Origin of the sequence: Bacillus sp. Root131, assembly GCF_001429475.1 — a bacterium.
Taxonomy (GTDB): Bacteria; Bacillota; Bacilli; order Bacillales; family Bacillaceae_G; genus Bacillus_A; species Bacillus_A thuringiensis_S.
The window spans coordinates 118,917-142,395 of the sequence record NZ_LMJQ01000034.1 but is presented as its reverse complement, the minus strand read 5'-3'; the positions used below and the strand labels follow the sequence as shown (position 1 = coordinate 142,395).

The following is a 23,479-nucleotide window of genomic DNA, read 5'->3' as shown; positions in this document are numbered from 1 at the left end:
GTTTGCAACTTTTTATACTTTTAAGAAACGACGAATTGACATTACACTTCCCCACATACCGATTAACGCACCGATTAACACTAGTAAACCAGCTAATTGGAATACGAAAGGACTGTATGGTAGAAGCTCGAAAATTGTTCCGCCAAGTTTTTCGTTAAACACACCTTGCAACGAATTATACGTAACTAGAATTAGGCCAATTGGAATAATTGATCCTAATACTCCTAAGAATAACCCCTCTAGCAAGAATGGCCAACGAATGAACCAGTTTGTTGCACCAACAAGTTTCATAATTTCAATTTCTGTACTACGAGCATAAATTGTAATTTTAATTGTGTTAGAGATTAAGAACATTGCTGTGAATAAAAGACCAGCAATTAACGCAATCCCAATGTTACGACCAGTTTTTACAGTATCAAATAATCGTTCAACTTGCCCTTTTCCGTACTGAACATTACTGACAAACTGCATTTTTTCAACCTTCTTCGCGATTGTCGCTGTATCTGTTGGTTCTTTTGCTTTTACAACGAATACGTTTTTAAGTGGGTTATCTTGTTCAAATAACTCAAACGTTTTTCCGCTATCACCTAAGCTTTTAATTAAACGTTTTAACTCTTCTTCTTTAGAAGAATATTTAATAGAATCTACTTTTGCAATCTTACTCATATCTTCTTCTAATTTCTTTTGATCAGCTTCTTTCGCAGCTGGATCAATGTGTACACGAATCTCTACATCTTGCTCTACTTTCGTCGCAAAATGGTTCATATTCATAATCGCTGTTAAAAAGACACCTACAAGTAATAATGTAACTGTTACTGCACTAACAGAAGCAAATGTCATCCATCCGTTACGTGATAGATTCTTTACACCTTCTCGCAAATGTCGACTAAGGGTCTTAGCCTTCATATCCGTATCCTCCCTCAATCTCGTCTCGAACAATTTTTCCGCCTTCAATCGCGATTACACGATGACGGATTGTATTTACGATATCTGCATTATGCGTCGCCATAACAATTGTTGTACCACGCTCATTAATGCGAGTAAAAATCTTCATAATATCAAGAGCTGTTTCAATATCTAAGTTACCTGTTGGCTCATCGGCAATTACAACCTTTGGTCGATTTACAATCGCTCTTGCAATCGCAACACGTTGTTGCTCTCCACCTGAAAGTTCACTTGGAATTGCATCTGCACGATCTTCAAGACCTACAAGACCTAAAACCTCTGTTACACGCTCACGAATTGCATCTGGTTCTTCTTCAATTACTTCTAAAGCAAACGAAACATTCTCATATACCGTTAATTTAGGTAGTAATTTAAAATCTTGGAAAATTACGCCTAATTGACGACGAAAATATGGAACATCTCTTTCTGCCAATGTTTCAATAACAAGTCCATTTACATTAATTGATCCTGTAGATGGCTTCTCTTCACGATACATCATTTTAATAAATGTAGATTTTCCGGCTCCACTCGGTCCAACTACGTATACGAACTCACCTTGTTTAATGTTAACTGTAAGACCAGCAATGGCTTTCATACCATTCGGGTACTCCTTATAAACATTCGTCATTTTTATCATTATTTATCACCCAATACTTAATGATTTTTTTCGAAATACTTTTCTGTACATCTGAAAATAAAAGACATCCTTCATTTTCACTTAGTCATCCTTGTTGAAGGTAGTTTACTTATGCTTTCTCATAAGCAATACCACTCTATGTAATATATTTCAGCAAAATTCTACAAACCCCATTGTAACATCAAACGGTTTCCAGTTCGGATACATTTTTGTTACAGTTATGTTACATAAATGAAAAAGAAAACGAGTTGACCTATATTATCAACTCGTCCAGTTCACCTTTTTTATTTATGTTCAGCTAACCATTCAGATACTTTTTTCGCATCTTCACCTTGAATAAGTCCTGGTGACATTGAACCGCGGCCTTTTTTAATAATCTCTTCGATATCTGCAGCGTCGTACTTACCGCCTACTTTTCTTAAATCAGGTCCAGTTGCCCCTGATAAATCTGTCGCGTGACATCCAGCACAACTTCTTTGGAAAATTTGTTCTGCGCTGTCTGTGCTTGCAGACTGTTTCGAAGACTTACTCTCTTCTTTATTTCCGCATGCTCCTAAAGCAAAAACAACCGATGTCCCTAGCGCAATAGCCAACAATTTCTTTTTCACTTCTATCGCTCCCCATTGTTGATATTCTTTTTATTCCTAACACACTCATTTTCATTATAAGCATTATCTTTATATAGAAAAACTAAGGTGTATTTCATATTCCTCAAAAATACAGTGAGAACCTTGATAAAATAAAGCTTTCATAAGTTGTTTCAATTCTGTGAACAGCTTAAAAAACTTCTATAAAGAATCCTTTTTAAAAGGAAAATTAGAAATGTTCTATATAAATCTTTACCCTATTATCGCTCTATTTTACTATTCTCTACTTTTTACAAAACAATATACACCATTGTAATCTACATATAATCCCATCAAAAAGAGAAGTTGTCGTTTCCAACTTCTCTTCCTCTTTACTTCATCTATAAAAATAAAATCAAATTCTTTATATCCTCTATATCCTCAGCGTGGGCCAACAATTTAGTTGGCTTTTTTTCACTTATTAGATGCGAGAACGTAAGTAAGCATCAATAAATGGATCAATCTCTCCATCCATAACTGCTTGTACGTTACCAACCTCCGTATTTGTACGGTGGTCTTTTACAAGAGAATACGGGTGGAATACGTAAGAACGGATTTGGCTACCCCATCCGATTTCTTTTTGTTCCCCGCGGATTTCATCTAATTGTGCCTGTTGTTCTTCTAGTTTCTTTTGATATAATTTCGCTTTTAACATCTTCATCGCATGCTCACGGTTTTTAATTTGAGAACGTTCCGACTGACACGTTACAACTGTATTTGTCGGTGTATGTGTAATACGAACTGCTGAATCTGTCGTATTAACGTGCTGCCCACCCGCTCCACTTGCGCGGTACGTATCAATTTTTAAATCTTCTGTACGTACTTCGATTTCAACTTCATCATTGAACTCTGGTACAACTTCACAAGATACGAACGATGTATGACGACGACCTGAAGAATCAAATGGTGAAATACGTACAAGACGATGTACACCTTTCTCTGCTTTTAAGTAACCGTAAGCGTTATGACCTTTAATTAATAAAGTTACACTCTTAATACCAGCTTCATCACCCGGTAAATAGTCAACCGTTTCTACTTTAAATCCACGTTTTTCAGCCCAACGTGTATACATACGTAATAACATAGAACCCCAGTCTTGTGACTCAGTTCCACCTGCACCTGGATGTAATTCTAAAATTGCATTATTTTTATCATAAGGATCACTTAATAGTAACTGAAGCTCATACTCATTCATTTCTTGAATTAAGCCTTTTACTTCTGACTCTAATTCCTCATGTAAATCTTCATCGTATTCTTCTTTTAAAAGCTCATGCGTTACTTCTAAATTTTCGAACGTTTCATCTAATTGACGGAAACTTCCAACCATATCTTTTAACGCATTCGCTTCATTAATTACAGCTTGCGCACCTTGTTGGTCATCCCAAAATCCTGCGCTCATCATTTTTTCTTCTAATTCTGCAATTTGTTTCTCCTTAGTAGGAAGGTCAAAGAGACCCCCTAAAAGCCGCTAATCGCTTAGCCATTTTCTCTAATTCCTGTCTAATTTCTACTAATTCCATTTCCTTCACCTCTATGTAATTGCTGTTACTTTCGTATGAAAACAAGGGAAACTCTCTCCACTTATTACGGAGAGAGTTTAACCCTTCTTAATTATACATTTTTGATATAAAAGTTTGCAAAACAGCCAAAGCTACCGCCCTATATTACTGAACAATACCACAGCAGTTTTTATATTTTTTACCGCTACCACATTTACATAAATCGTTGCGGCCCACTTGGTCACCTTTTACAACTGGCTTTTTCTTCGCTTCTTCGCCATCGCTAGATGGATGAACAGCTTCACCTTGAACAACTTCTTGACGTTCTAAGTTTTGTTCAATTTCAGCTTTCATAATGTAACGAGAAATTTCCTCTTCAATAGAAGCAACCATTGACTCGAACATTGCAAATCCTTCCATTTGGTACTCACGAAGTGGATCAATTTGACCGTAAGCACGTAAATGAATACCTTCACGAAGATGATCCATCGCATCAATATGCTCTGTCCATTTTGTATCTACAACGCGGAATACAACAACCTTCTCAAACTCACGCATTTGCTCTTCTGGCATAAGCTTTTCTTTGTCATTGTAACGCTCTATTAATTTCGCGATAATCGGTTCGCTCATTTCCTCAGGAGCAAGGCGACGTAATTCTTCTTCTTTTACGTCTCCTTCTTGAAGAAGGTTTGTATTTAAGTAGTCAACAAGACCTTTAATGTTCCAATCTTCTTCAATTTCCTCTTGTGTATGAAGCGCAACAGCACGTTCTACTGTAGATTTCATCATACCTTCAATAATGCCACGTAAGTTTTCCGATTCCATTACTTCTTGGCGCTGCTTATAAATCACTTCACGTTGCTGACGAAGTACATCATCGTATTGTAATAACTGCTTACGTGCATCATAGTTATTTCCTTCAACACGTTTTTGTGCAGACTCTACCGCACGAGAAACCATTTTACTTTCAATTGGCTGAGAATCATCCATACCAAGACGATCCATCATTGCTTTCATATTATCTGAACCAAATCGGCGCATTAATTCATCTTCCATCGATAAGTAGAACTGCGTCACACCAGGGTCCCCTTGACGACCAGCACGACCACGTAACTGATTATCAATACGACGACTTTCATGACGTTCTGTACCAATAACCGCTAGACCGAAGATTTTCACATCATCTCCAAGCTTAATATCTGTACCACGACCAGCCATATTCGTCGCAATCGTTACAGCACCTTTCATACCAGCTTCCGCAATAATATCTGCTTCACGTGCATGGTTTTTCGCATTTAAAATGTTATGACGTACACCTTTACGCGTTAACATTTTTGAAATAAGCTCTGAAGTTTCAATTGCAACTGTACCTACAAGAACAGGTTGCCCTTGTTTATGACGATTTACAATATCCTCAACAACAGCATTGAACTTACCTTCCATTGATTTAAAGATTAAATCAGCACGATCATCACGAATAATCGGTTTGTTTGTTGGAATTACAATAACGTTCATATTGTAAATGTTACGGAATTCCTCTTCCTCTGTTTTCGCTGTACCAGTCATACCAGATAATTTTTCATACATACGGAAGTAGTTCTGAAATGTAATTGTCGCAAGCGTCATACTTTCATTTTGAATTTCTACACCTTCTTTTGCTTCAATTGCTTGGTGTAATCCTTCGCTATAACGACGACCTTTCATAAGACGACCAGTGAATTGGTCTACAATTACGATTTCGCCTTCTTGTACAACATAATCTGTATCACGGTGCATAACAACGTGTGCACGAAGCCCCTGATTAATATGGTGAAGAAGTGCTACATGTTTTAAATCGAATAAGTTTTCAATATGGAAAGCTTTCTCTGCTTTCGTAATACCATCTTCTGTTAACATTACATTTTTCGTTTTCACATCAAATGAATACTCTTTTTCATTTTCTAACGTACGAACGAATGCATTTGCAAACATGTATAGCTCTGTTGATTTTTGAGCTTGTCCCGAAATAATAAGCGGCGTACGTGCTTCATCGACTAAAATAGAATCGACTTCATCGATAATAGCAAAATGAAGTGGACGTTGAACGCACTGCTCTTTATATAAAACCATGTTGTCACGTAAGTAATCGAATCCAAGCTCATTATTTGTGCTATACGTAATATCAGCAGCATAAGCCTCTTGTTTCTCTTCGCGTGACATACTATTTAAGTTAATTCCTACCGTTAAGCCAAGGAACTCATGAAGTTGTCCCATTTCGTTCGCATCACGTTGTGCTAAGTATTCATTGACTGTAACAACGTGAACACCTTTTCCTGTTAAAGCATTTAAATATACAGGTAATGTAGATGTTAACGTTTTACCTTCACCCGTTTTCATCTCAGAAATATTCCCTTCATGTAAGGCAATACCACCCATTAACTGTACGCCATATGGACGCATTCCAAGAACACGAGTTGCCGCCTCGCGAACAACTGCAAAAGCTTCCGGTAGTAGATCATCTACTGTTTCACCTTTTGTTAGACGTTCTTTAAATTCAAGCGTCTTTCCTTTTAATTGTTCATCAGTTAGTGGCTTAATAGATGACTCTAATGCATCAATTTGCTCAACTGTCTTTTGCATACGTTTAATTTGGCGTTGGTTTACATCAAACACCTTTTTTAAAATACCGATCATAGGAAATACGCTCCTCTTTTATTAAAATAAAACTTCCGATTGTTTTCTTTTTCTCTATTACAATCAGTCGTTGTAAAAATCAAATGTATGTTATGCCAATTTTTCTCCTAATTAAAAAAACTAAAATGTATATACCTAATGATAATTGTAACACTTGTCTTATAACTATGACAACAATCGGCCGAATGTCTCGTTCTAAATTAAGAAAAGTTTTTTAAAAATCTATTTTCAGCAAAAAAAGCGCAGCCTCATTCGGCTGCGCTTTCGAATTATTATTTAGTTTCGATTAAACCGTATTTCCCATCTTTACGGCCATATACAACATTAGTTTCATTTGTATCAGCATTTGTGAAGACGAAGAAATTATGTCCTAGCATATCCATTTGTAGAATCGCTTCTTCAACGTCCATCGGTTTTAAATCGAATCGTTTTGTACGTACAAGTTCTAATTCATCCTCTTCTACCTCATCCATAACAGCTACTGCTTCTGGAAGGATAAAGTTTGTTTTCATAGAACCTTTCTCACGTAACTTACGATTTACTTTTGTTTTATGTTTACGAATTTGTCGCTCAATTTTATCAACTACTAAATCGATAGCAGCGTACATATCGCTATTAGTTTCTTCTGCACGAAGTAATAAATCAGTAAATGGTATTGTTACCTCGACACGTTGCTTGTCAGAGTATACTTTTAAATTAACTTTAATCTCTGGGAATGTATCAAAATAACGTTCTAACTTACTTAGTTTTTTCTCTACATATTCCTTTAATGCTGGAGTTACTTCAATATTTTCACCACGAATGTTGAATTTCATAGATGAATTCCTCCTTTCAAGCCTATGTACTATAATTTCGACACTGGCTTAAAAACTCCTTCTAACTTTTTTAAAAAAATTAGTGGAATTGCGATTTTTTTATCGTTTTTTGTTGAAATGAAAAGATGCATCGTTTCTATCTTTATTTTATCCTATTAACATCGTGAATAACGAATATAACTGTGGCCAATTCGTTACGGAAAAGAAACAACTTTTTGACAACTTACCCTATAACAAAAAACCCCTTGCGAAAAACAAGAGGTTCTACCATATATATAACGTTGCCACAAATGCAGCTTTCTCTTCCCAAAAACAATATTCCTACAGTTTTACAACATTAGCTGCTTGTGGTCCACGTGCTCCATCTACAATGTCAAACTCTACTTGTTGCCCTTCTTCTAATGACTTATACCCATCTTGTTGAATAGCAGAAAAATGGACAAATACATCGTCACCATCTTCGCGCTCAATAAATCCAAATCCCTTTTCTGCATTGAACCATTTCACTCGTCCTTGCATGTTCATTCCATTCCCTTCACTCTAAAAATCAGGGCATTCGCCCCATATTTTGACTATAACGAATGACAACATATGAAGTCAAAGAAGACTTATCGCCTTTTTATTATCCCTTTCGACACTGCCATATTAACTTCTACAAAGTGTCAAACTAGATACTTCCCTTGCCCCTCTTTCATATAACAAACTTCCGATTTGCCTAACTGTAATTCCTGTCGTATACACGTCATCAACGAGTAAAATATGTTGCCCACAAAACATCTCTTCTCCCTGAAAATAAAAAGGATTGCTTCCTGACACCCTTTCTTTACGCGTCTTCTTACTTTGCTTTTCTGTTTCTCGCCGTCTTAAGGAAAAATCAGAAATACGGACAGGCAAACAAGTTGCTAATAACTCTGCTTGATTAAAGCCACGTTCAACTTCCCTTTCCTTACTAAGCGGAACAGCGATAACGTTTGAAACATCAGCAAAATACTTTTGAAATAAACTTCGAAAAGGACGATAAAAAATGCGCACTAACTCTGCATCACCCCGAAACTTAAACTGTGCTACTATTTCTTTCATCTCATTATCGTACATGTATAACGAACGGTTTTTAAAAGGACGATACTTCTCCTTATTCATCCACCTTATACAATCTATGCAAATACCGTCTTCTTGAAATGAGGCAGGAACAAATTCTAAAGGTCGGCCGCACTCCATGCAAATTTCTCCTATAATATAGGAAAGTTTCTGCTCACATCTATCACATATATATTTTCTATGACACTTTACAAAAAAAGTGTACCAACTAACCTTTTCTACAAAACACTCATCACAAAGTAAACAATGCATTAATCGATCAATCCTTGTTCTTTGGCATTTTTATTCATACCTTGAATATGTTTTTTCGCGCGCACCATCGCCTCTGTCTTACCATAGTGAAAATAAATGACCTCTCCATACGGTGCTTCAAAGCTCCGCCCTGCTCGGCCCGCAATTTGTACGAGTGCACTTTCTGAGAATATTTCTTCTTCAGCCCCTAAAACCGCTACTTGCAAATTTTTCACCGTTACGCCTCGCTCTAAAATTGTCGTTGTAACTAATAATGGGATTTCTCCTTTTCTGAAAGCCGCTACTTTTTCTTTTCTCCCCGGATCTTCTGCATGTACACCTTCAATTCGCTTGTTTAATGATTTTAACAACAGGCTTATCTCTTCTATATATCGCACATGGGGGACAAATAAAAAAATAGGATGTTTTTTATTTAAGTATGTTTGTAACCACTGTAGTAAAACTCGAGGAATTCTTTTATGAATGAGGCTTTTTTTCCAATTCCCGCACCAACAAAATAAAGGAACTGGCAAAGGATGACGGTGATATCGTCCAGAAACAATAACACCTTTTTGTTCACCTTTTCTAAATTTTCGCTTCCACGTTTCATCTGGAGTCGCAGTTAAATAAATACGCGCCGCCCTTTCTTTCATCGCTTGTTTTACCGCGTACTGTAACATTTGATCTGCACAATATGGAAAAGCATCTATCTCATCTACAACCATGACATGAAACGCCCTATAATAACGCAATAATTGATGCGTGGTCGCAACGACTAGTACTGCATCTTTTTCTTTATCCACACTCCCTCCATATAAAGCCGCTACCTTTATATATGGAAATACTTCTTGTAATCTCGGTGCTAATTCCAGAACAACATCCGTTCTCGGCGTTGCGATACAAACTCTTTCTCCTTTTTGAAGCGCTTCGTTAATACCGTAAAACAACATCTCTGTTTTCCCAGCCCCGCATACAGCCCAAATAAAAAATGATTCTTTTTGCTTAATAGCCTCTACAACACCTTGTGCCGCCAAATTCTGACCAGTAGACAACTTCCCGTTCCACTGTAACAAGTTTAATTTCTTTTCTCTCTTTCTTTCAGCAATCCCGCGAACAAGTACAGCACATTCACTTACCCTCCCCATCGTTATACACTTCCGGCAATATGTGCACACTTTACTGCACCTTCTACATAAAAACGACGCAAATAGCCGCTGATCTACATTTCCGCAGCGTTGGCACATATATTTAGAATTCTTCTTTTTTACACCTTGTACACATATGACCTCTCCCTTCCTTTTCAAATCATTTAATTCCCTCTGTAAATCTGAAGAAAGTTCGTCTAATAGCAACTGTTTCCCCGCCAGCATCAACAATCACCTCCAGCACTACTATAAACCCTTCTTCAAATCCCGTAAAAACTCAAAAAAGCCGATAACCTACTTATAAAATAGTAAGCTATCGACTTTATACACGTTTTTTATTCTTTTATAAATCCTAGAATCGACCGTAACCTAAGAAATGTTTTTGGTTATATGAGCTGTTAATATCACCGTACGCAATTCCTTTATCACTAGCATGGATCATTTGGCCATTACCAACGTAAATACCGATGTGAGATGGACCTGCTTTATAAGTACCTTGGAAGAATACTAAGTCTCCTGGTTGTGGGCTACCTACTTTAGAAACTGAGTTCCAGTAACCTGCAACGTCTTGACGACCTACACCAAAGATGTAAGAAATGAATCCACTACAGTCAAAACCACCGTTTGATGGAGATGCACTTCCCCAAACATATGGTAAACCTAAATAGCTTTGTGCTTTACCAATTACGCCACCCACATTTTGAGCTGGCTTTTTCTCTTCTTGTTTAGGTGCTTCTTTCTTAGGCTCTTCTTTTTTTGGTTCCTCTTTTTTAGGCTCTTCTTTTTGAGCTTGTCCACCATTGTTTGCTGGTGCAGCTTGCTCTGCAGGTGCTTGTGCTGGCTGAGCTTGCGCAGCTTTAGCAGCTTCTTTTGCAGCTTTTGCTTGTGCTTCTTCTTCTGCAATGCGTTGTAATTGTAATGCTTGTTTCTCAAGCTCTTTCAATTGACCTTCCGTACTTGTCATCGAAGTTACAACTGTATCCATTTTACCGCTTAAATCGTTTACCGCTGTTGCTTTTTTCTCTTTTTCAGCGTCAAGTTCTTTCTTAGCAGTTTCAATTTGAGCTTGTGCTTCTTTTAATTCTTTTTGTTTCTCTTTTACCGTTGCAACATCTTTTTTCACACTAGCTTGATCTTCTTGCTGTGTTTTCATGATATCTTCATCAGACTCAAGAATTTTAGAAACAGAAGTTAAACGATCAACTAAATCTGCAACGTTTTTAGAGTTTACAAGAACTTCTGTTACAACGTTCGTATTTGGTTGTTCTTGAAGTGCAACTAAACGCTTTCTTAATAACTCTTCACGTTTTGCAATCTTTGTTTGTAATTCTGCAATATCTTTATTTTTCTTTTCAATTAATTGCTCAGTATCAGAAACTTTTTTCGTTGTTTCATCAAGTTTTGCAGCATTCTCTTGAACAGACTTATCTAAACCTTGAATTGTTTTGTTTAAGTCATTCATTTGTTTTTGTAATTCATCACGTTCTTGTTGTTGTTTATGTAAAGTGTCATTTTGTGTATTAATTTGTGATTTCACGTCAGAAATTTTATCTTCTGCAAATACATTTGGTGTTAGTCCTGAAAACATTAACCCTGCAACTAATGCGCAAGATGCCATTTTTAGCTTTTTCATTTTATTTTTTACACCGCTTTCTTTTTTCTTTTTCCGTATATAACCTATAAAATTTATACCATAATTCGGGATTTTTTTTGCTAATGTTACGTTTTTGTAAAACAAATGTAATATTATTTGTAGCTCTAGCGCAAAATTCGTATATTTTTGTATGTATGTGTAGAAATTTATATACTTTTCTCACTTCTGTGAACAAAGAAAAAACGTAAGGAATCCCTTACGTTTTATTAAATATACGAATACAAATGAAATGCTACTTCATCCATTTCTCAGCCCAATTTTGGACCTCATCCATAACACTTTCTAACGCTTTTCCCTTGTCAGTTAAGCCATACTCGATTCGAACTGGTACTTCTGGATAAACATTACGAACTACAATGCCCTCGCTTTCCAATTCCTTCAAACGCTCTGACAACATACGATCGCTCATATTTGGGATGATATCTGCGATTTCTCTAAAACGTTTCGACTCTTCAAGCAAAGATTTAATAATTAAGCCAGTCCATTTCTTACTAAGCAAAGTAAAAGCTGACTCAAACTTTGGACATAAACAAGAATTATGCTCCATATGTTTCACCTCTCTTCTATTATAATATAGTTTCTTGTAAAAAGTAAGTTATAAAACTTTCCTCATTATTTTATTTTACGTACATTTTACCATTTCCAAATATTAACTTGTCAACTAAACGTAACATACCCGTAAAAAAACCCTCTTAAAAAGAGAGCTTTTTATATCTTTATTACTTCGTATACCATCCAAGACCTAATGCACCTTCACCTAAGTGCGTACCAATTACAGCTCCAAAATAACCTGTACGAATTGTGACGTGAGGATATTTTGCTTCTAATTCTTTCTTCCATTCATTCGCTTCCTCTTCACGTTGCGCATGAATGATAACTGCTTCCATAGGTACACCTTTACTTGCTTGCTCATCAAAAATTTCAATGATACGTTTTAATGCTTTTTTACGTGTACGAATCTTTTCAAACGGAATAATGATTTTATTTCTAAAATATAAAACTGGCTTCACTTGTAACAGACTGCCGATGAAAGCTTGCGCGCTATTTAATCGACCACCACGTTGCAAATGATGTAAATCATCAACTACAAAATAGGCGTCCATCGTTTTCTTCATTTCATCAAAACGAGCGATAATCTCTTTTGGATTCTTTCCTTCACTTGCTAACTTTGCACCTTCACGCACATAAAATCCTTGTACTTCACAACTAATTTCAGAGTCATACGTATATACATCAATACCCTCTACCATCTGTCCAGCTGTTGTTGATGTTTGATATGTACCACTAATTCCACTTGATAGGTGAATACTAATAACTGCATCATAATCTTTAGCTAGTTCTTCATATAGCTCAACAAACTTTCCGATTGCTGGTTGAGAAGTTTTTGGAAGTTCCTCTTGTTCACGTACTTTCACATAAAAATCATCTGCTGAAATTTCAGCTTCTTCTTGATAAGATTCTGTTCCAAACACAACGTTTAATGGAATCATATATATATTGAGTTCATCACGAATTTGCTTCGGTATATATGCTGTACTATCAGTAACAATAGCTATTTTCATTTTCGTACCTGCCTTATAAAAAGTTTTATTTCCTAATTTTACACGAAAACTACAAATGGTGCATCCATACAGGGAAATGCCGGTTGAAATTATACTCACCATCTCGACAAATTACAACAAAAAGATAAAATAATCACCAAAAACTTCAACGTATTTAGAAAAAATGTTTGAATATAAAAAGGCTCGCTTTTAAAATGGAAAGTACTAGTCATTTTGATAGATAGGGGCGTATACAAGTGCTATTACAATATTTAACAATCAAAGACTACGGCGAACACGAAATCGTCATTCAAAAATCAAGATTTATTTGTTATATTAGTCGAGCAACGACTGAGGAAGAGGCTCAAGAATTTATACAAAAAATAAAAAAACAACATTGGAATGCAACACATAATTGTTCCGCTTATTTAATTGGCGAACAAGATCATATTCAAAAAGCAAATGATGACGGCGAGCCTAGCGGTACAGCTGGCGTACCAATGCTAGAAGTACTTAAAAAACGTGGACTAAAAGATACCGTTGTTGTCGTAACACGCTATTTTGGTGGCATTAAACTTGGCGCAGGTGGATTAATTCGTGCATATGGAAAGTGTACAAGCGAAGGCATTAATCATGTCGGTGTTGTCCAGCGAAAACTAATGCGTGTGATGCAAACCGAGATTGATTACACATTACTTGGCAAAGTGGAAAATGAATTACGCAATTCAAAATATGCCATTAAAGATATACATTATCTAGAAAATGTCACATTTGATACGTATGTTGAAGAAGACGGCAAACAAGCCTTTACAGATTGGATGATTGAATTAACAAACGGGAAATGTACAATTACAGAAGGAGATATGTTGTACTTAGAACAAGATGTTATCTAAGCATAACTCTTTTATCACCTTTAAAGATTAATGTAGTGAATTACTTCCCTACAAATGAACTAACGAACTAAGGAGATTATATATGGAAGAACGTTATTATCATCTCCAAAATAGCAGAATAAAAAAGAAACGAAGAAGGAAACTTTTCTTCTTCCTTATTTTCGCATTTTTATTTGGCAGTATAGGAGTTTATGTGTTAAATTCTTACTCTTCTCTTATGGGGATGTATAGTGGTTTTACTCGTGAAAAATCGGATTTAAGAAACAAAGATGTAGAAATTACAAAGGAACCTTTTACAATTCTCATTATGGGTATAGAAGATTATGCGACAGACGGCCAAAATGGTCGTACAGACTCATTAATGTTTGCAACAGTCAACCCGAAAACGCAAAAGATTTCACTTATGAGTATTCCTCGTGATTCTCGAGTTACAATTGTTGGTAAAAATAAAGAAGACAAAATTAACGCTGCCCATGCTTACGGCGGAGAAGAAATGGCAATCAAAACTGTCGAAGGCTTTCTAAAAGTTCCTGTAGACCATTATCTTAAAATTGATTTCCAAGGCTTTAAAGGCATCGTTGATGCTGTTGGCGGTGTTACTGTTGACGTACCCTTCGATTTCTGGGAGCGCTCTGACGTGGATTACTACAAAAAAATTCAATTTAAGCAAGGACAGCAAAACTTAAACGGTGAAGAAGCACTTGCTTACGTCCGTATGCGAAAGCAAGATCCAAATGGCGATTATGGTCGAGCTGCTAGACAAAGACAATTACTGGCCGCTGTTGCTCATAAACTAAACTCCACATCTACTGTATTTAAAATTAAAGATTTAACGGCTGTCGTTGGAAAATATATAAAAACCGACATTCCTATTTCAGACGGACTTGCTCTTTACAATAAAATTTCTGGATTTGATCCTTCTACAATGCAAACGTTAAAGCTTGAAGGCGAAGACAAAAAGATAGGCGGTATTTATTACTTCCTTCCAGATCCAATCAGTGTAGAAACGGTGCGTAACGAAATTGAAAAAGAATTAGGAGAAAAAGCAAAAAATCCAACTACAAAAAACAACTCAAATCCTGATTCAAATTCAAGTTCTAACGAACAAACAAAAAAAGAAACAAACCAAAATAAAACACCAACTGATCCGCCACCTTCTACAAATGCTCATGCAGAGTGGATTATGCGCAATCAGCCATAACAAAAAGGCCCAATCTATCCGATTGGGCCTTTTTTATTTACTTATTAAAGTGTTGTAAAATTGCTTCTACAATACGCTCTGATGCACGACCATCACCGTAAGGATTAGATGCTTTCGCCATCTTATCATGAGCTTCTTTATCTGATAACAACTCATCAGCAAGACCAAAGATTGTCTCTTCGTCTGTTCCTGCTAATTTCAGCGTACCTGCTTCAATACCTTCAGGGCGCTCTGTTGTATCACGAAGAACAAGAACTGGTACTCCAAGTGATGGAGCTTCTTCTTGTACACCACCAGAATCCGTTAACATTAAGTATGAACGAGCTGCAACATTGTGGAAATCAATTACATCTAGCGGCTCAATTAAATGAATACGGTTATGTTCACCTAAAATTTCATTTGCTATTTCACGAACAACAGGGTTCATATGAACAGGATACACAACTTGTACATCTTCATGCTTATCAACAAGACGCTTAATTGCACGGAACATATTACGCATCGGTTCACCTAAGTTTTCACGACGGTGAGCTGTCATAAGTACAAGACGATCATTTCCAAGTTTCTCTAGTACAGGATGACTATATGTTTCTTTTACAGTCGTTTGTAGCGCGTCAATCGCTGTATTTCCTGTGATGAAAATACGTGACTCATCTTTATTTTCCTTCTGTAAGTTCGTTGCTGATTTTGCTGTTGGCGAGAAATGAAGATCCGCCATTACACCTGTTAATTGACGATTCATCTCTTCTGGGTATGGAGAATACTTATCCCACGTACGAAGGCCCGCCTCAACATGACCTACTGGAATTTGATTATAAAAAGCAGCTAAGCTTGCAATAAATGTTGTTGTTGTATCACCATGTACAAGTACAATATCCGGCTTCGCTTCTTTCATTACTTTATCCAAACCTTCTAAGCCACGCGTTGTAACATCAATTAAAGTTTGGCGGTCTTTCATGATATTTAAATCGAAATCTGGCGTAATTCCAAAGATACTTAATACTTGGTCTAACATTTGGCGATGTTGTGCTGTTACAGTCACAATCGATTCAATTTTTTCTGGGTGTTTTTGCAACTCTAATACAAGAGGTGCCATTTTAATTGCTTCTGGACGTGTCCCGAAAATTGTCATTACTTTTAAACGTTCAGTCATGTGATTGCCTCTTTTCTTTCACTAATTACAGCTTCTATTATGACATATAAAAATATGTATGAGTACATCCCTTTTTAACGCATAACAGAAACTTTTCTATTACAAATACTTTTTCTTCCCACCGAGTAATAATCTATCTTTTGTTTCTTAACATCTTCATCAGTATAACAATTTCTCCCATCAAATAAAATAGGCTCCCTCATGAGTTGTACGTACTTTTCTAACGGATAAGTTTGAATATCTTCCCATTCTGTTACGATAAAAACCGCACTCGCATCTCTAATCGATTCATCTATACATCTACTATATTGTATAGCATCTCCAAATATATTTTTCACATATTGAATTGCTTTTGGGTCGTAAAGAACAATATCTGCACCTATATTAATTAATGCTTCTATTATAATAAGAGATGATGCCTCTCTAATATCATCCGTATTCGGTTTAAAGGATGCGCCAAGAACTGCAATCCGCTTTTTATTCATGTTCATGACTTTTTTCGCTTTTTCAATCAATAGCAGTTGTTGCTTATTATTTACTTCAATAACCGCTTTTAACAAACGAAAATCATGAGCAACATTTCCCGCAATTTGCACCAGCGCTTTCGTATCTTTTGGAAAACATGATCCCCCGTATCCAATACCTGCATTTAAAAAAGATGCACCGATCCTCTTATCCATTCCCATCCCTTTAGCAACATCCAATACATTTGCGCCTACCTTCTCACATATATTTGAAATTTCATTAATGAAACTAATCTTTGTAGCTAAAAAGGCATTCGACGCGTATTTAATCATCTCTGCACTTTTAATATCTGTAACATACGTTTCTAAGCGTAATTCGCTATACAAACTCTTTACTCTTCTTGCTACTTCCTCACTATCTGCTCCAATTACAATACGATCTCCATGAAAGAAATCATAAATACCTGAACCTTCACGCAAAAACTCTGGATTCGATACGATATGTAATGTATATCTCCCCTTTAACTCCTCCTCAATCCATCCTTTCATTACATCATTTGTACCTACTGGAACTGTACTTTTCGTAACAACAATAATATCGTTCGTCGCATATACTCCAATATCATTACAAGCACTCTGAATATATGTTAAATCCGCCGTCCCATCTAATAAAGGTGGTGTTCCAACTGCAATAAATATAAACTCTACATCCTCAAACGCCTCTTCTTTATTTGATGTGAAAGTTAAAGCATTATTCTCATATGCATGATTTATTAATTCATGTAATCTAACCTCATAAATAGGTAAATCCCCTTGTTTTATCCGTTCAATTTTCTCATCATCTATATCAAAACATGTAACTGAATGCCCCAACTTTGCCAATCCTACTCCTGTAATCAATCCAACATATCCAGTACCTACTATCGTAATTTTCATTTCCTTTTCGCACAGGAATATACAATAGAAAAGATATGAAATATAGAATTCTCCCTGTGCTTCCCCCTCTCACATTAAAAATGAGAAAACTCTTTTCCTTTTTCATTATATGAATTACTTCCCTCATTCTTTTTAAAGTTTTTGTAAAATTAAATGCACTATAATATAAAGTGAAACTTAATCATTGGGAATCCAGTTACCAGCTCACTCCAGATAAATTCCCACATTTTAACACGAGACTTACTCATTTCTACGTGTAACACTTATAATACTGAACTAAAAGTATTCACTATCGAAGAAAAAGAGGAAATGTCATATTCCAAAGTCCAGTACGATTAACCTTCTTATATGATTCAATATTCTATATACAATTGTCATATATTCTATCCGCTTCCATTAACCGTAAAAAGAAAAAAAGATTGAATTCTAATCTTTTTGTGATACCATATGTTATGAGCCTGTAAATAAACATCATAATTTTCAGATAAATATATTTTCAAAAAAAAAAATTACGTTAGACTATAAAGGGTGGGGTATTAATGGACTCACAAGTGATTTATGCCATTTTGGCATCTTTCATCACTGTACTCGTCGTTACTCCTTTAGTTATTAAATTAGCTTTTAAAATAGGAGCGACAGATAAGCCAAACGCACGTAAAGTGCACCAAAAGATTATGCCACGTCTTGGCGGGTTAGCAATCTTTATCGGTGTAGCTGTAGGATTTGTTGTCGGCGGCTTATATGAGCAAAGAATGTTATCGATAACGCTAGGTGCGATTATCATTGTAATCATTGGAATTTTAGATGATATGTACGAGTTATCTGCGAGAGTAAAATTCGGTGGACAACTGTTAGTTGCCATTATGATTGTAAAAAGTGGATTATTAGTGCAAGTATTATATATCCCATTCCTTGGGGATACTGAACTTGGATGGCTTGCTTATCCAATTACAGTATTTTGGCTTGTAGGTATTACGAATGCAATCAACTTAATTGACGGCTTAGATGGATTATCTGCTGGGATTTCATCTATCGTACTTGCAACGCTAGCATATATGGCCTTCACTAGCCCATGGGGTACTGGAACAGCGATTATCTTGCCACTCGCATTAATTATATTAGCAAGTACAATTGGATTTTTATTCTACAACTTCCATCCAGCAAAAATTTTCATGGGAGATACAGGAGCACTATTTTTAGGATACTGTATTTCTGTTATATCGTTACTTGGATTATACAAAAGTGTAACGTTATTCAGTTTTATTGTTCCAATTATCATTTTAGGTGTACCTATATTTGATACGATATTTGCAATCATCCGTCGTATCGTAAATAAAAAACCTATTTCAGCACCAGATAAATCGCATTTACATCACCGCTTACTTGCAATGGGATTCTCTCATCGCAAAACGGTACTAATAATATACGCATTCGGTATTTTCTTTAGTGTAAATGCCATTATTTTTACTAGTGCAACGTTATGGTTATCCATTATTCTTCTTTTCGCTTTGATTTTCTTCACAGAAATCATTGCTGAAATAATCGGGCTTGTACATGAACGTTACAAACCACTTATTTCCTTTTATAAAAAAGTGAAAAAACGCGAAGACTAATTGTAGTATAGCCTTTACCATTATGAAATATTCAAATAGCACCCTCTTTCTTATAAGAGGATGCTATTTTTTTATTCATTATTTTACATTTCCAAAATATAGATTGTTTGAGAGTTCCTCTATTGGAGAAAGATATACATAATAAGAAACGTATCAAGTTTTCTTTTTACATCTTGATTGTCAAACTGAGGGTGAATGTTATGATCAAGCGAGTATTGCAATGTATTATTTTATTTTTAACCATTACTATGTACGCATCATCTAATACTGAAGCAACAACTGTTATTCCTGCTGAATATCATCCAAATACTGAAACGACCTCTCCTACACAAAAAATTGCGTACTTAACATTTGATGACGGGCCAAACAAATATACTACACAAATTTTAAACATCTTAAAAGAAAAGAACGGAAAAGCAACTTTCTTTGTTATTGGCGGAAAAGTGCCACATTACACAAAAACGATGCAAAGATTAATTAAAGAAGGACATTATATCGGTCTCCACAGCATGTCACATGATGTAAAACGCCTTTACACTGGTGACCCTTCCACTTTAATTGCAGAAATGGAGCAAACACAAAGCATTGTCCAGCAAGTTACGAAATTAAATACACATCTCGTTCGCGTTCCATATGGTAGTATGCCTTACTTAAAAAAGAATTACCGTGACGCACTTGTATCGGCCCAGTATAAAATGTGGGATTGGACAATCGATACATACGACTGGAAAAGCTATGACAATCCTTCTGCCATACTCGAAAGAGTACGTAATCAAAGTGATGAACAAGTAGAAGTCATTTTAATGCATGATTCGAGTGTAACCGTACAAATACTGCCAAAAGTAATTGATTATTTACAGTCACAAGGATACAAACTTCTTCCCTATAATCCTTCTTCTCATCTCAAGGTAAATTTTTGGAAAGACACAAGATTGTAACAGCTTTAGTGCCTATGTGCTAAAGCTGTTTTATTTTTCTCTTCCCACCCTTCCCGTTTTTGTGTAAAATTTTAAATAGTGATGAAGTTTCGAGGTGAATAGAAATGAAACGAATAGATCTCATTTTTAACGCAATACAAGAAGGCAATTATACAGAAGGTGTAACCGCATCAGAACTAGCTACCCTGTTGCAACTAGATCGCGCCAATGTAAGTAGCGACTTAAACAAACTTGTAAAAGATAAACGTTTATTAAAAACAAATACGCGACCTGTTCGTTTTTACATAGAAACGAACACTTCGTTGGAAACGCATTCAAAAGAAGTAACTTCATTAGATACATTTGCAATTGAAAATACGAGCCTTAAAATCGCAATTGAAAAAGCGAAAGCTTCTATGCTCTATCCTCCAAACGGTATGCATACTTTACTACTGGGAGAAACAGGGGTCGGAAAGTCTATGTTCGCTTCTTTAATGCACGAATATGCAATTGAAGTTGAACAGCTTCCTAAAAATGCACCATTTATCGTCTTTAACTGTGCTGATTACGCAAATAATCCACAGCTACTACTCGGGCAATTATTTGGGATTAAAAAAGGAGCTTACACAGGAGCAAGTGATCAAAAAGGATTAATTGAAAAAGCACATGAAGGAATTCTTTTCTTAGATGAAGTACATCGCCTACCTCCAGAGGGACAAGAAATGCTTTTCACCTTTATTGACCGCGGAGTGTACCGCCGCCTTGGAGAAACAGAGAACGAACGTAAAGCACAAGTATTAATCATTACTGCAACAACAGAAGAACCAAATTCATTTTTATTAAAAACATTTACAAGACGTATACCGATGACTGTTACGCTGCCACCACTTCGTGAGCGTACACATAAAGAGCGCTTTGCTTTACTACAGCTATTTTTCACAAATGAAGCAATTCGTCTGCGAAAAGACATTCACGTTAGCCCAAATGCAATGCGTGCTTTCGTCTTTTATAATTGTCCCAATAACATTGGTCAATTAAAAACAGATGTTCAAATTGCCTGTGCGAAAGCCTATTCTGATTTGGTCACAAAGAAACGTGATTCTGTCTATGTTTCAAGTACAGATTTACCTTGGTATATGAAAGAAGGGTTGTTCATTGAAAGGAAGAGCCGTCACTTATACCAAATACCAAATGAAACATTTGTATTTACAGGTGAGGAAGGTTGGAGTAATCATAAAACAGAAGATGAAAAACGCTCTTCTATTTACGATTATATTGACTATAAATACGAAGAACTTCAAGCCCGTGGTATTGAAGAGGAAGAATTAGAATTACTAATAGAAAATGATGTTCAAAGCTTTTTCGTACAATATTTTAACCAAATATCCAAAAAAACAAGCCATGAAAATGTTTTTAAAATTGTGGATCGTAATATCGTTTCCGTATGTGAAAAAATAGCGGAACTTGCTGAAAAGCATTTATCTAAGACGTTTGATGAAAAAGTATTTCTCGCTTTAAGTTTACATGTACAGACAACTCTACAACGTTTACAAAGCGGAAAACAAATACATCACCCACAATTAAATCAAATTCGTACGAAATATAAAGAAGCTTTTTCCGTAGCTATGCAATGCATTCAACTACTGGAGGAAGAATTACAAATAACAATGCCTATTGATGAAGCTGGCTTTTTAACAATGTTCTTCGTTGTTGATCCAATTCCTGCCTCACAAACAGAAGTAAAAGTATTAATATTAGCACACGGTAATGGCATCGCAACTGAAATGGCAAACGTTGCAAACGAACTTCTCGGCATTGAGGAAGTAACCGGTATTGATATGCCGTTACACGAATCACCGAAAGATTTCTTGGAACGTGTGAAAGTGCATATGAAAACACTACAAAATGTAAATGGGCTTCTCTTACTTGTTGATATGGGGTCACTTGCTTATATCGGTGACATATTAGAAACGGAGTTCAAAATTCCTGTACGTGTTCTCTCGATGACGAGCACACCACATGCACTAGAAGCAGCTCGAAAAGCTCAGCTCGGTTATTCATTAGATGCACTGTATGAAACAGTAAAAAATTTAACACCGTTTTACTTAAACGTACAAGAAGAAAAGAAAAAACCTCTCTCTCCAATGAAATCTGTTATTTTAACAGCTTGTTTAACTGGTGAAGGAAGTGCTTTAGCTATTCAAAAAATGTTAGAGAACTATTTACGATTTGATAAAGACTTAATTGAAATTATTCCGATTAGTATCGTCCATGAAAAAGATTTAACGAAAATGATCGAGAACATAAAAAAAGAGCGTAACATCATTTGTATCGTCACGAATTTCGATGTGCAAGTGCCGTGCTTAACATATCATTTCCAAGACATCGTAAACTACACAGCGATTCAGCCCATTCAAGAATTAATTACGTATGAAGAAACATATGCAAAAATGGCGGATATTCTTGAACAACAAATGCAGCGTAACGATGGGGCATTACTGATCAAAACAATTCGTTACGCATTAAATACAATTCAAGAATTAATTTCCTTACAGCTAACTCCTGATAGCTTAATGGGTGTTATTCTGCATATGAGCTGTATGGTTGACCGTCTTCAAAAAGGAGAAAGCCTTCTTCCTCACCCTGATAAAGAGAAAAGAAGACAAGATGAATACTGGATGTATATGAAAGTAAAAAAAGCATTGCAACCAATTGAAAATACATTTGAAATACAAATACCTGATGACGAAGTATTTTACGTTATGGACTTCTTTATTAAAAATCAGCCTGCGAAAAATTAATCGAGGCAGTTTTTAAAAATATCGACCGTAACGCGAGTTATATCAGCGATTTTCAAAATATATCGCTTTACCGACAATAATCACTAAAACTAGCACCTTATATTAAGAAGAAAAGGCTGTTCCAACATATGGACAGCCTTTTCCTCTATTTCTTTACTTTTCTAACTCGCCCTCTTATTTCTCCTCTTTTTTGTGATTTCGTATGGACATTAACATATACGTTTGCTTGAATAATTTCTTGAAGTAAATGTACAAATGATTTCCCTTGTAAAGGTCCCTCAAAATCCTCCACATTCACTACACCAGTAATGCTTCCCTCGTTCAAGCTAATACCTTGCTCCAGTGGACCATACAAATATAAAACAACAGGACCAATTTGAGTAGACTTCCCTAAATGAATTTGACACGATGTAACCTTTTCTATATTTTTTAGTATGACTCTGTAATGTAATTTCGTTAAATCATCACTAAAAATAAACTCTGCTACCCCAAAAGCTTCTGTATTTACAGGAGGCACTTCCCTCTTACCTGTTAACCTGGCAAAGAAATGTGTTGTCATAAGGCATTCTCCTTATATAAATTTCCCAGCACTACTTCTACTACTTTATGGTTTAGACATAATCATTTATGACTTTTT

Annotated in this window: 20 protein-coding genes; 5 read left to right on the top strand and 15 right to left on the bottom strand. The window is 35.9% G+C overall.

Going from position 1 to position 23,479, the window contains the following annotated elements:
* Positions 1–12: 12 nt before the first annotated feature.
* The 12 genes from ftsX to ASE54_RS27560 all read right to left on the bottom strand — a co-directional run bounded on the left by ftsX (position 13) and on the right by ASE54_RS27560 (position 12,885).
* Positions 13–906 carry a permease-like cell division protein FtsX gene (gene ftsX, locus ASE54_RS27615; protein WP_000645028.1) on the bottom strand — a complete coding sequence of 298 codons (894 nt, stop codon included), beginning with the start codon at positions 904–906 and terminating at the stop codon, positions 13–15.
* On the bottom strand, positions 896–1,582 hold the full coding sequence (gene ftsE, locus ASE54_RS27610) for a cell division ATP-binding protein FtsE (protein WP_000594331.1): 687 nt from the start codon (positions 1,580–1,582) through the stop codon (positions 896–898). Before ftsE ends, ftsX begins: the two co-directional genes overlap by 11 nt.
* A gap of 284 nt (positions 1,583–1,866) precedes the next feature.
* Positions 1,867–2,190, bottom strand: coding sequence for a cytochrome c551 (gene cccB / locus ASE54_RS27605; protein WP_000727971.1), 324 nt, complete (start codon positions 2,188–2,190; stop codon positions 1,867–1,869).
* Positions 2,191–2,629: 439 nt separating this feature from the next.
* Positions 2,630–3,728, bottom strand: a protein-coding gene (gene prfB, locus ASE54_RS27600; RefSeq protein WP_097807990.1) for a peptide chain release factor 2 whose coding sequence is annotated in 2 segments (ribosomal slippage) — positions 2,630–3,655 and positions 3,657–3,728 — 1,098 coding nt in all. Because the reading frame shifts where the segments join, the coding sequence is not laid out codon by codon here.
* Between the two features lie 144 nt (positions 3,729–3,872).
* Entirely contained in the window at positions 3,873–6,380 is a 2,508-nt protein-coding gene (gene secA, locus ASE54_RS27595; RefSeq protein WP_000579374.1) for a preprotein translocase subunit SecA, read from the bottom strand.
* 272 nt (positions 6,381–6,652) lie between these two features.
* Positions 6,653–7,195 (bottom strand): ribosome-associated translation inhibitor RaiA, encoded by a 543-nt coding sequence (raiA, locus tag ASE54_RS27590; protein ID WP_000671187.1) that lies wholly within the window; start codon positions 7,193–7,195, stop codon positions 6,653–6,655.
* Between the two features lie 321 nt (positions 7,196–7,516).
* Positions 7,517–7,714, bottom strand: a complete 198-nt coding sequence (cspC, locus tag ASE54_RS27585) for a cold shock protein CspC (RefSeq protein ID WP_001990088.1) — start codon at positions 7,712–7,714, stop codon at positions 7,517–7,519.
* A 126-nt stretch (positions 7,715–7,840) separates the two neighbouring features.
* Complete coding sequence (locus ASE54_RS27580) at positions 7,841–8,545, bottom strand: ComF family protein (protein ID WP_003255239.1); 705 nt, start codon at positions 8,543–8,545, stop codon at positions 7,841–7,843.
* Positions 8,545–9,894, bottom strand: a complete 1,350-nt coding sequence (gene comFA / locus ASE54_RS27575) for an ATP-dependent helicase ComFA (protein WP_002083580.1) — start codon at positions 9,892–9,894, stop codon at positions 8,545–8,547. Before comFA ends, ASE54_RS27580 begins: the two co-directional genes overlap by 1 nt.
* A 127-nt stretch (positions 9,895–10,021) precedes the next feature.
* Entirely contained in the window at positions 10,022–11,407 is a 1,386-nt protein-coding gene (locus ASE54_RS27570) for a C40 family peptidase (protein WP_000499483.1), read from the bottom strand.
* A gap of 148 nt (positions 11,408–11,555) precedes the next feature.
* Positions 11,556–11,870 carry a helix-turn-helix domain-containing protein gene (locus ASE54_RS27565; protein WP_000400857.1) on the bottom strand — a complete coding sequence of 105 codons (315 nt, stop codon included), beginning with the start codon at positions 11,868–11,870 and terminating at the stop codon, positions 11,556–11,558.
* Positions 11,871–12,042: 172 nt separating this feature from the next.
* Positions 12,043–12,885 (bottom strand): DegV family protein, encoded by an 843-nt coding sequence (locus tag ASE54_RS27560; RefSeq protein WP_000684726.1) that lies wholly within the window; start codon positions 12,883–12,885, stop codon positions 12,043–12,045.
* Positions 12,886–13,121: 236 nt separating this feature from the next.
* Here ASE54_RS27560 and ASE54_RS27555 point away from each other — a divergent pair, with 236 nt between their 5' ends.
* Together ASE54_RS27555 and ASE54_RS27550 are read left to right on the top strand one after the other, a co-directional pair.
* Positions 13,122–13,757 carry a YigZ family protein gene (locus tag ASE54_RS27555; protein ID WP_000926669.1) on the top strand — a complete coding sequence of 212 codons (636 nt, stop codon included), beginning with the start codon at positions 13,122–13,124 and terminating at the stop codon, positions 13,755–13,757.
* Positions 13,758–13,839: 82 nt separating this feature from the next.
* Positions 13,840–14,958 (top strand): LCP family protein, encoded by a 1,119-nt coding sequence (locus ASE54_RS27550; RefSeq protein ID WP_000392802.1) that lies wholly within the window; start codon positions 13,840–13,842, stop codon positions 14,956–14,958.
* 37 nt (positions 14,959–14,995) lie between these two features.
* On the opposite strand, the gene wecB is transcribed toward ASE54_RS27550, so the two are convergent.
* Positions 14,996–16,111: a UDP-N-acetylglucosamine 2-epimerase (non-hydrolyzing) gene (gene wecB / locus ASE54_RS27545; RefSeq protein ID WP_000140145.1), complete on the bottom strand. Its 1,116-nt coding sequence runs from the start codon at positions 16,109–16,111 to the stop codon at positions 14,996–14,998.
* Between the two features lie 74 nt (positions 16,112–16,185).
* A complete protein-coding gene (locus ASE54_RS27540; RefSeq protein WP_000704926.1) occupies positions 16,186–17,511 on the bottom strand; it encodes a UDP-glucose/GDP-mannose dehydrogenase family protein in 1,326 nt (441 codons plus the stop codon).
* Positions 17,512–18,050: 539 nt separating this feature from the next.
* Here ASE54_RS27540 and ASE54_RS27535 point away from each other — a divergent pair.
* The 3 genes from ASE54_RS27535 to ASE54_RS27525 all read left to right on the top strand — a co-directional run bounded on the left by ASE54_RS27535 (position 18,051) and on the right by ASE54_RS27525 (position 22,842).
* Positions 18,051–19,124, top strand: a complete 1,074-nt coding sequence (locus ASE54_RS27535) for an MraY family glycosyltransferase (protein WP_000378320.1) — start codon at positions 18,051–18,053, stop codon at positions 19,122–19,124.
* Between the two features lie 200 nt (positions 19,125–19,324).
* A complete protein-coding gene (locus ASE54_RS27530; protein WP_000597185.1) occupies positions 19,325–20,062 on the top strand; it encodes a polysaccharide deacetylase family protein in 738 nt (245 codons plus the stop codon).
* A gap of 104 nt (positions 20,063–20,166) precedes the next feature.
* Positions 20,167–22,842 carry a sigma-54-dependent transcriptional regulator gene (locus ASE54_RS27525; protein WP_000820953.1) on the top strand — a complete coding sequence of 892 codons (2,676 nt, stop codon included), beginning with the start codon at positions 20,167–20,169 and terminating at the stop codon, positions 22,840–22,842.
* A 145-nt stretch (positions 22,843–22,987) separates the two neighbouring features.
* On the opposite strand, the gene exsM is transcribed toward ASE54_RS27525, so the two are convergent.
* Positions 22,988–23,401 (bottom strand): exosporium regulatory protein ExsM, encoded by a 414-nt coding sequence (gene exsM / locus ASE54_RS27520; protein ID WP_000207046.1) that lies wholly within the window; start codon positions 23,399–23,401, stop codon positions 22,988–22,990.
* Between the last annotated feature and the right edge of the window lie 78 nt (positions 23,402–23,479).

Coding starts and splice junctions, on each gene's coding strand:
- ftsX (WP_000645028.1), bottom strand. CDS start 906: ATGAAGGCTAAGACCCTTAGTCGACATTTGCGAGAAGGTGTAAAGAAT.
- ftsE (WP_000594331.1), bottom strand. CDS start 1,582: ATGATAAAAATGACGAATGTTTATAAGGAGTACCCGAATGGTATGAAA.
- secA (WP_000579374.1), bottom strand. CDS start 6,380: ATGATCGGTATTTTAAAAAAGGTGTTTGATGTAAACCAACGCCAAATT.
- raiA (WP_000671187.1), bottom strand. CDS start 7,195: ATGAAATTCAACATTCGTGGTGAAAATATTGAAGTAACTCCAGCATTA.
- cspC (WP_001990088.1), bottom strand. CDS start 7,714: ATGCAAGGACGAGTGAAATGGTTCAATGCAGAAAAGGGATTTGGATTT.
- ASE54_RS27580 (WP_003255239.1), bottom strand. CDS start 8,545: ATGCATTGTTTACTTTGTGATGAGTGTTTTGTAGAAAAGGTTAGTTGG.
- comFA (WP_002083580.1), bottom strand. CDS start 9,894: ATGCTGGCGGGGAAACAGTTGCTATTAGACGAACTTTCTTCAGATTTA.
- ASE54_RS27565 (WP_000400857.1), bottom strand. CDS start 11,870: ATGGAGCATAATTCTTGTTTATGTCCAAAGTTTGAGTCAGCTTTTACT.
- ASE54_RS27560 (WP_000684726.1), bottom strand. CDS start 12,885: ATGAAAATAGCTATTGTTACTGATAGTACAGCATATATACCGAAGCAA.
- ASE54_RS27550 (WP_000392802.1), top strand. CDS start 13,840: ATGGAAGAACGTTATTATCATCTCCAAAATAGCAGAATAAAAAAGAAA.
- wecB (WP_000140145.1), bottom strand. CDS start 16,111: ATGACTGAACGTTTAAAAGTAATGACAATTTTCGGGACACGTCCAGAA.
- ASE54_RS27540 (WP_000704926.1), bottom strand. CDS start 17,511: ATGAAAATTACGATAGTAGGTACTGGATATGTTGGATTGATTACAGGA.
- ASE54_RS27535 (WP_000378320.1), top strand. CDS start 18,051: ATGGACTCACAAGTGATTTATGCCATTTTGGCATCTTTCATCACTGTA.
- ASE54_RS27530 (WP_000597185.1), top strand. CDS start 19,325: ATGATCAAGCGAGTATTGCAATGTATTATTTTATTTTTAACCATTACT.
- ASE54_RS27525 (WP_000820953.1), top strand. CDS start 20,167: ATGAAACGAATAGATCTCATTTTTAACGCAATACAAGAAGGCAATTAT.
- exsM (WP_000207046.1), bottom strand. CDS start 23,401: ATGACAACACATTTCTTTGCCAGGTTAACAGGTAAGAGGGAAGTGCCT.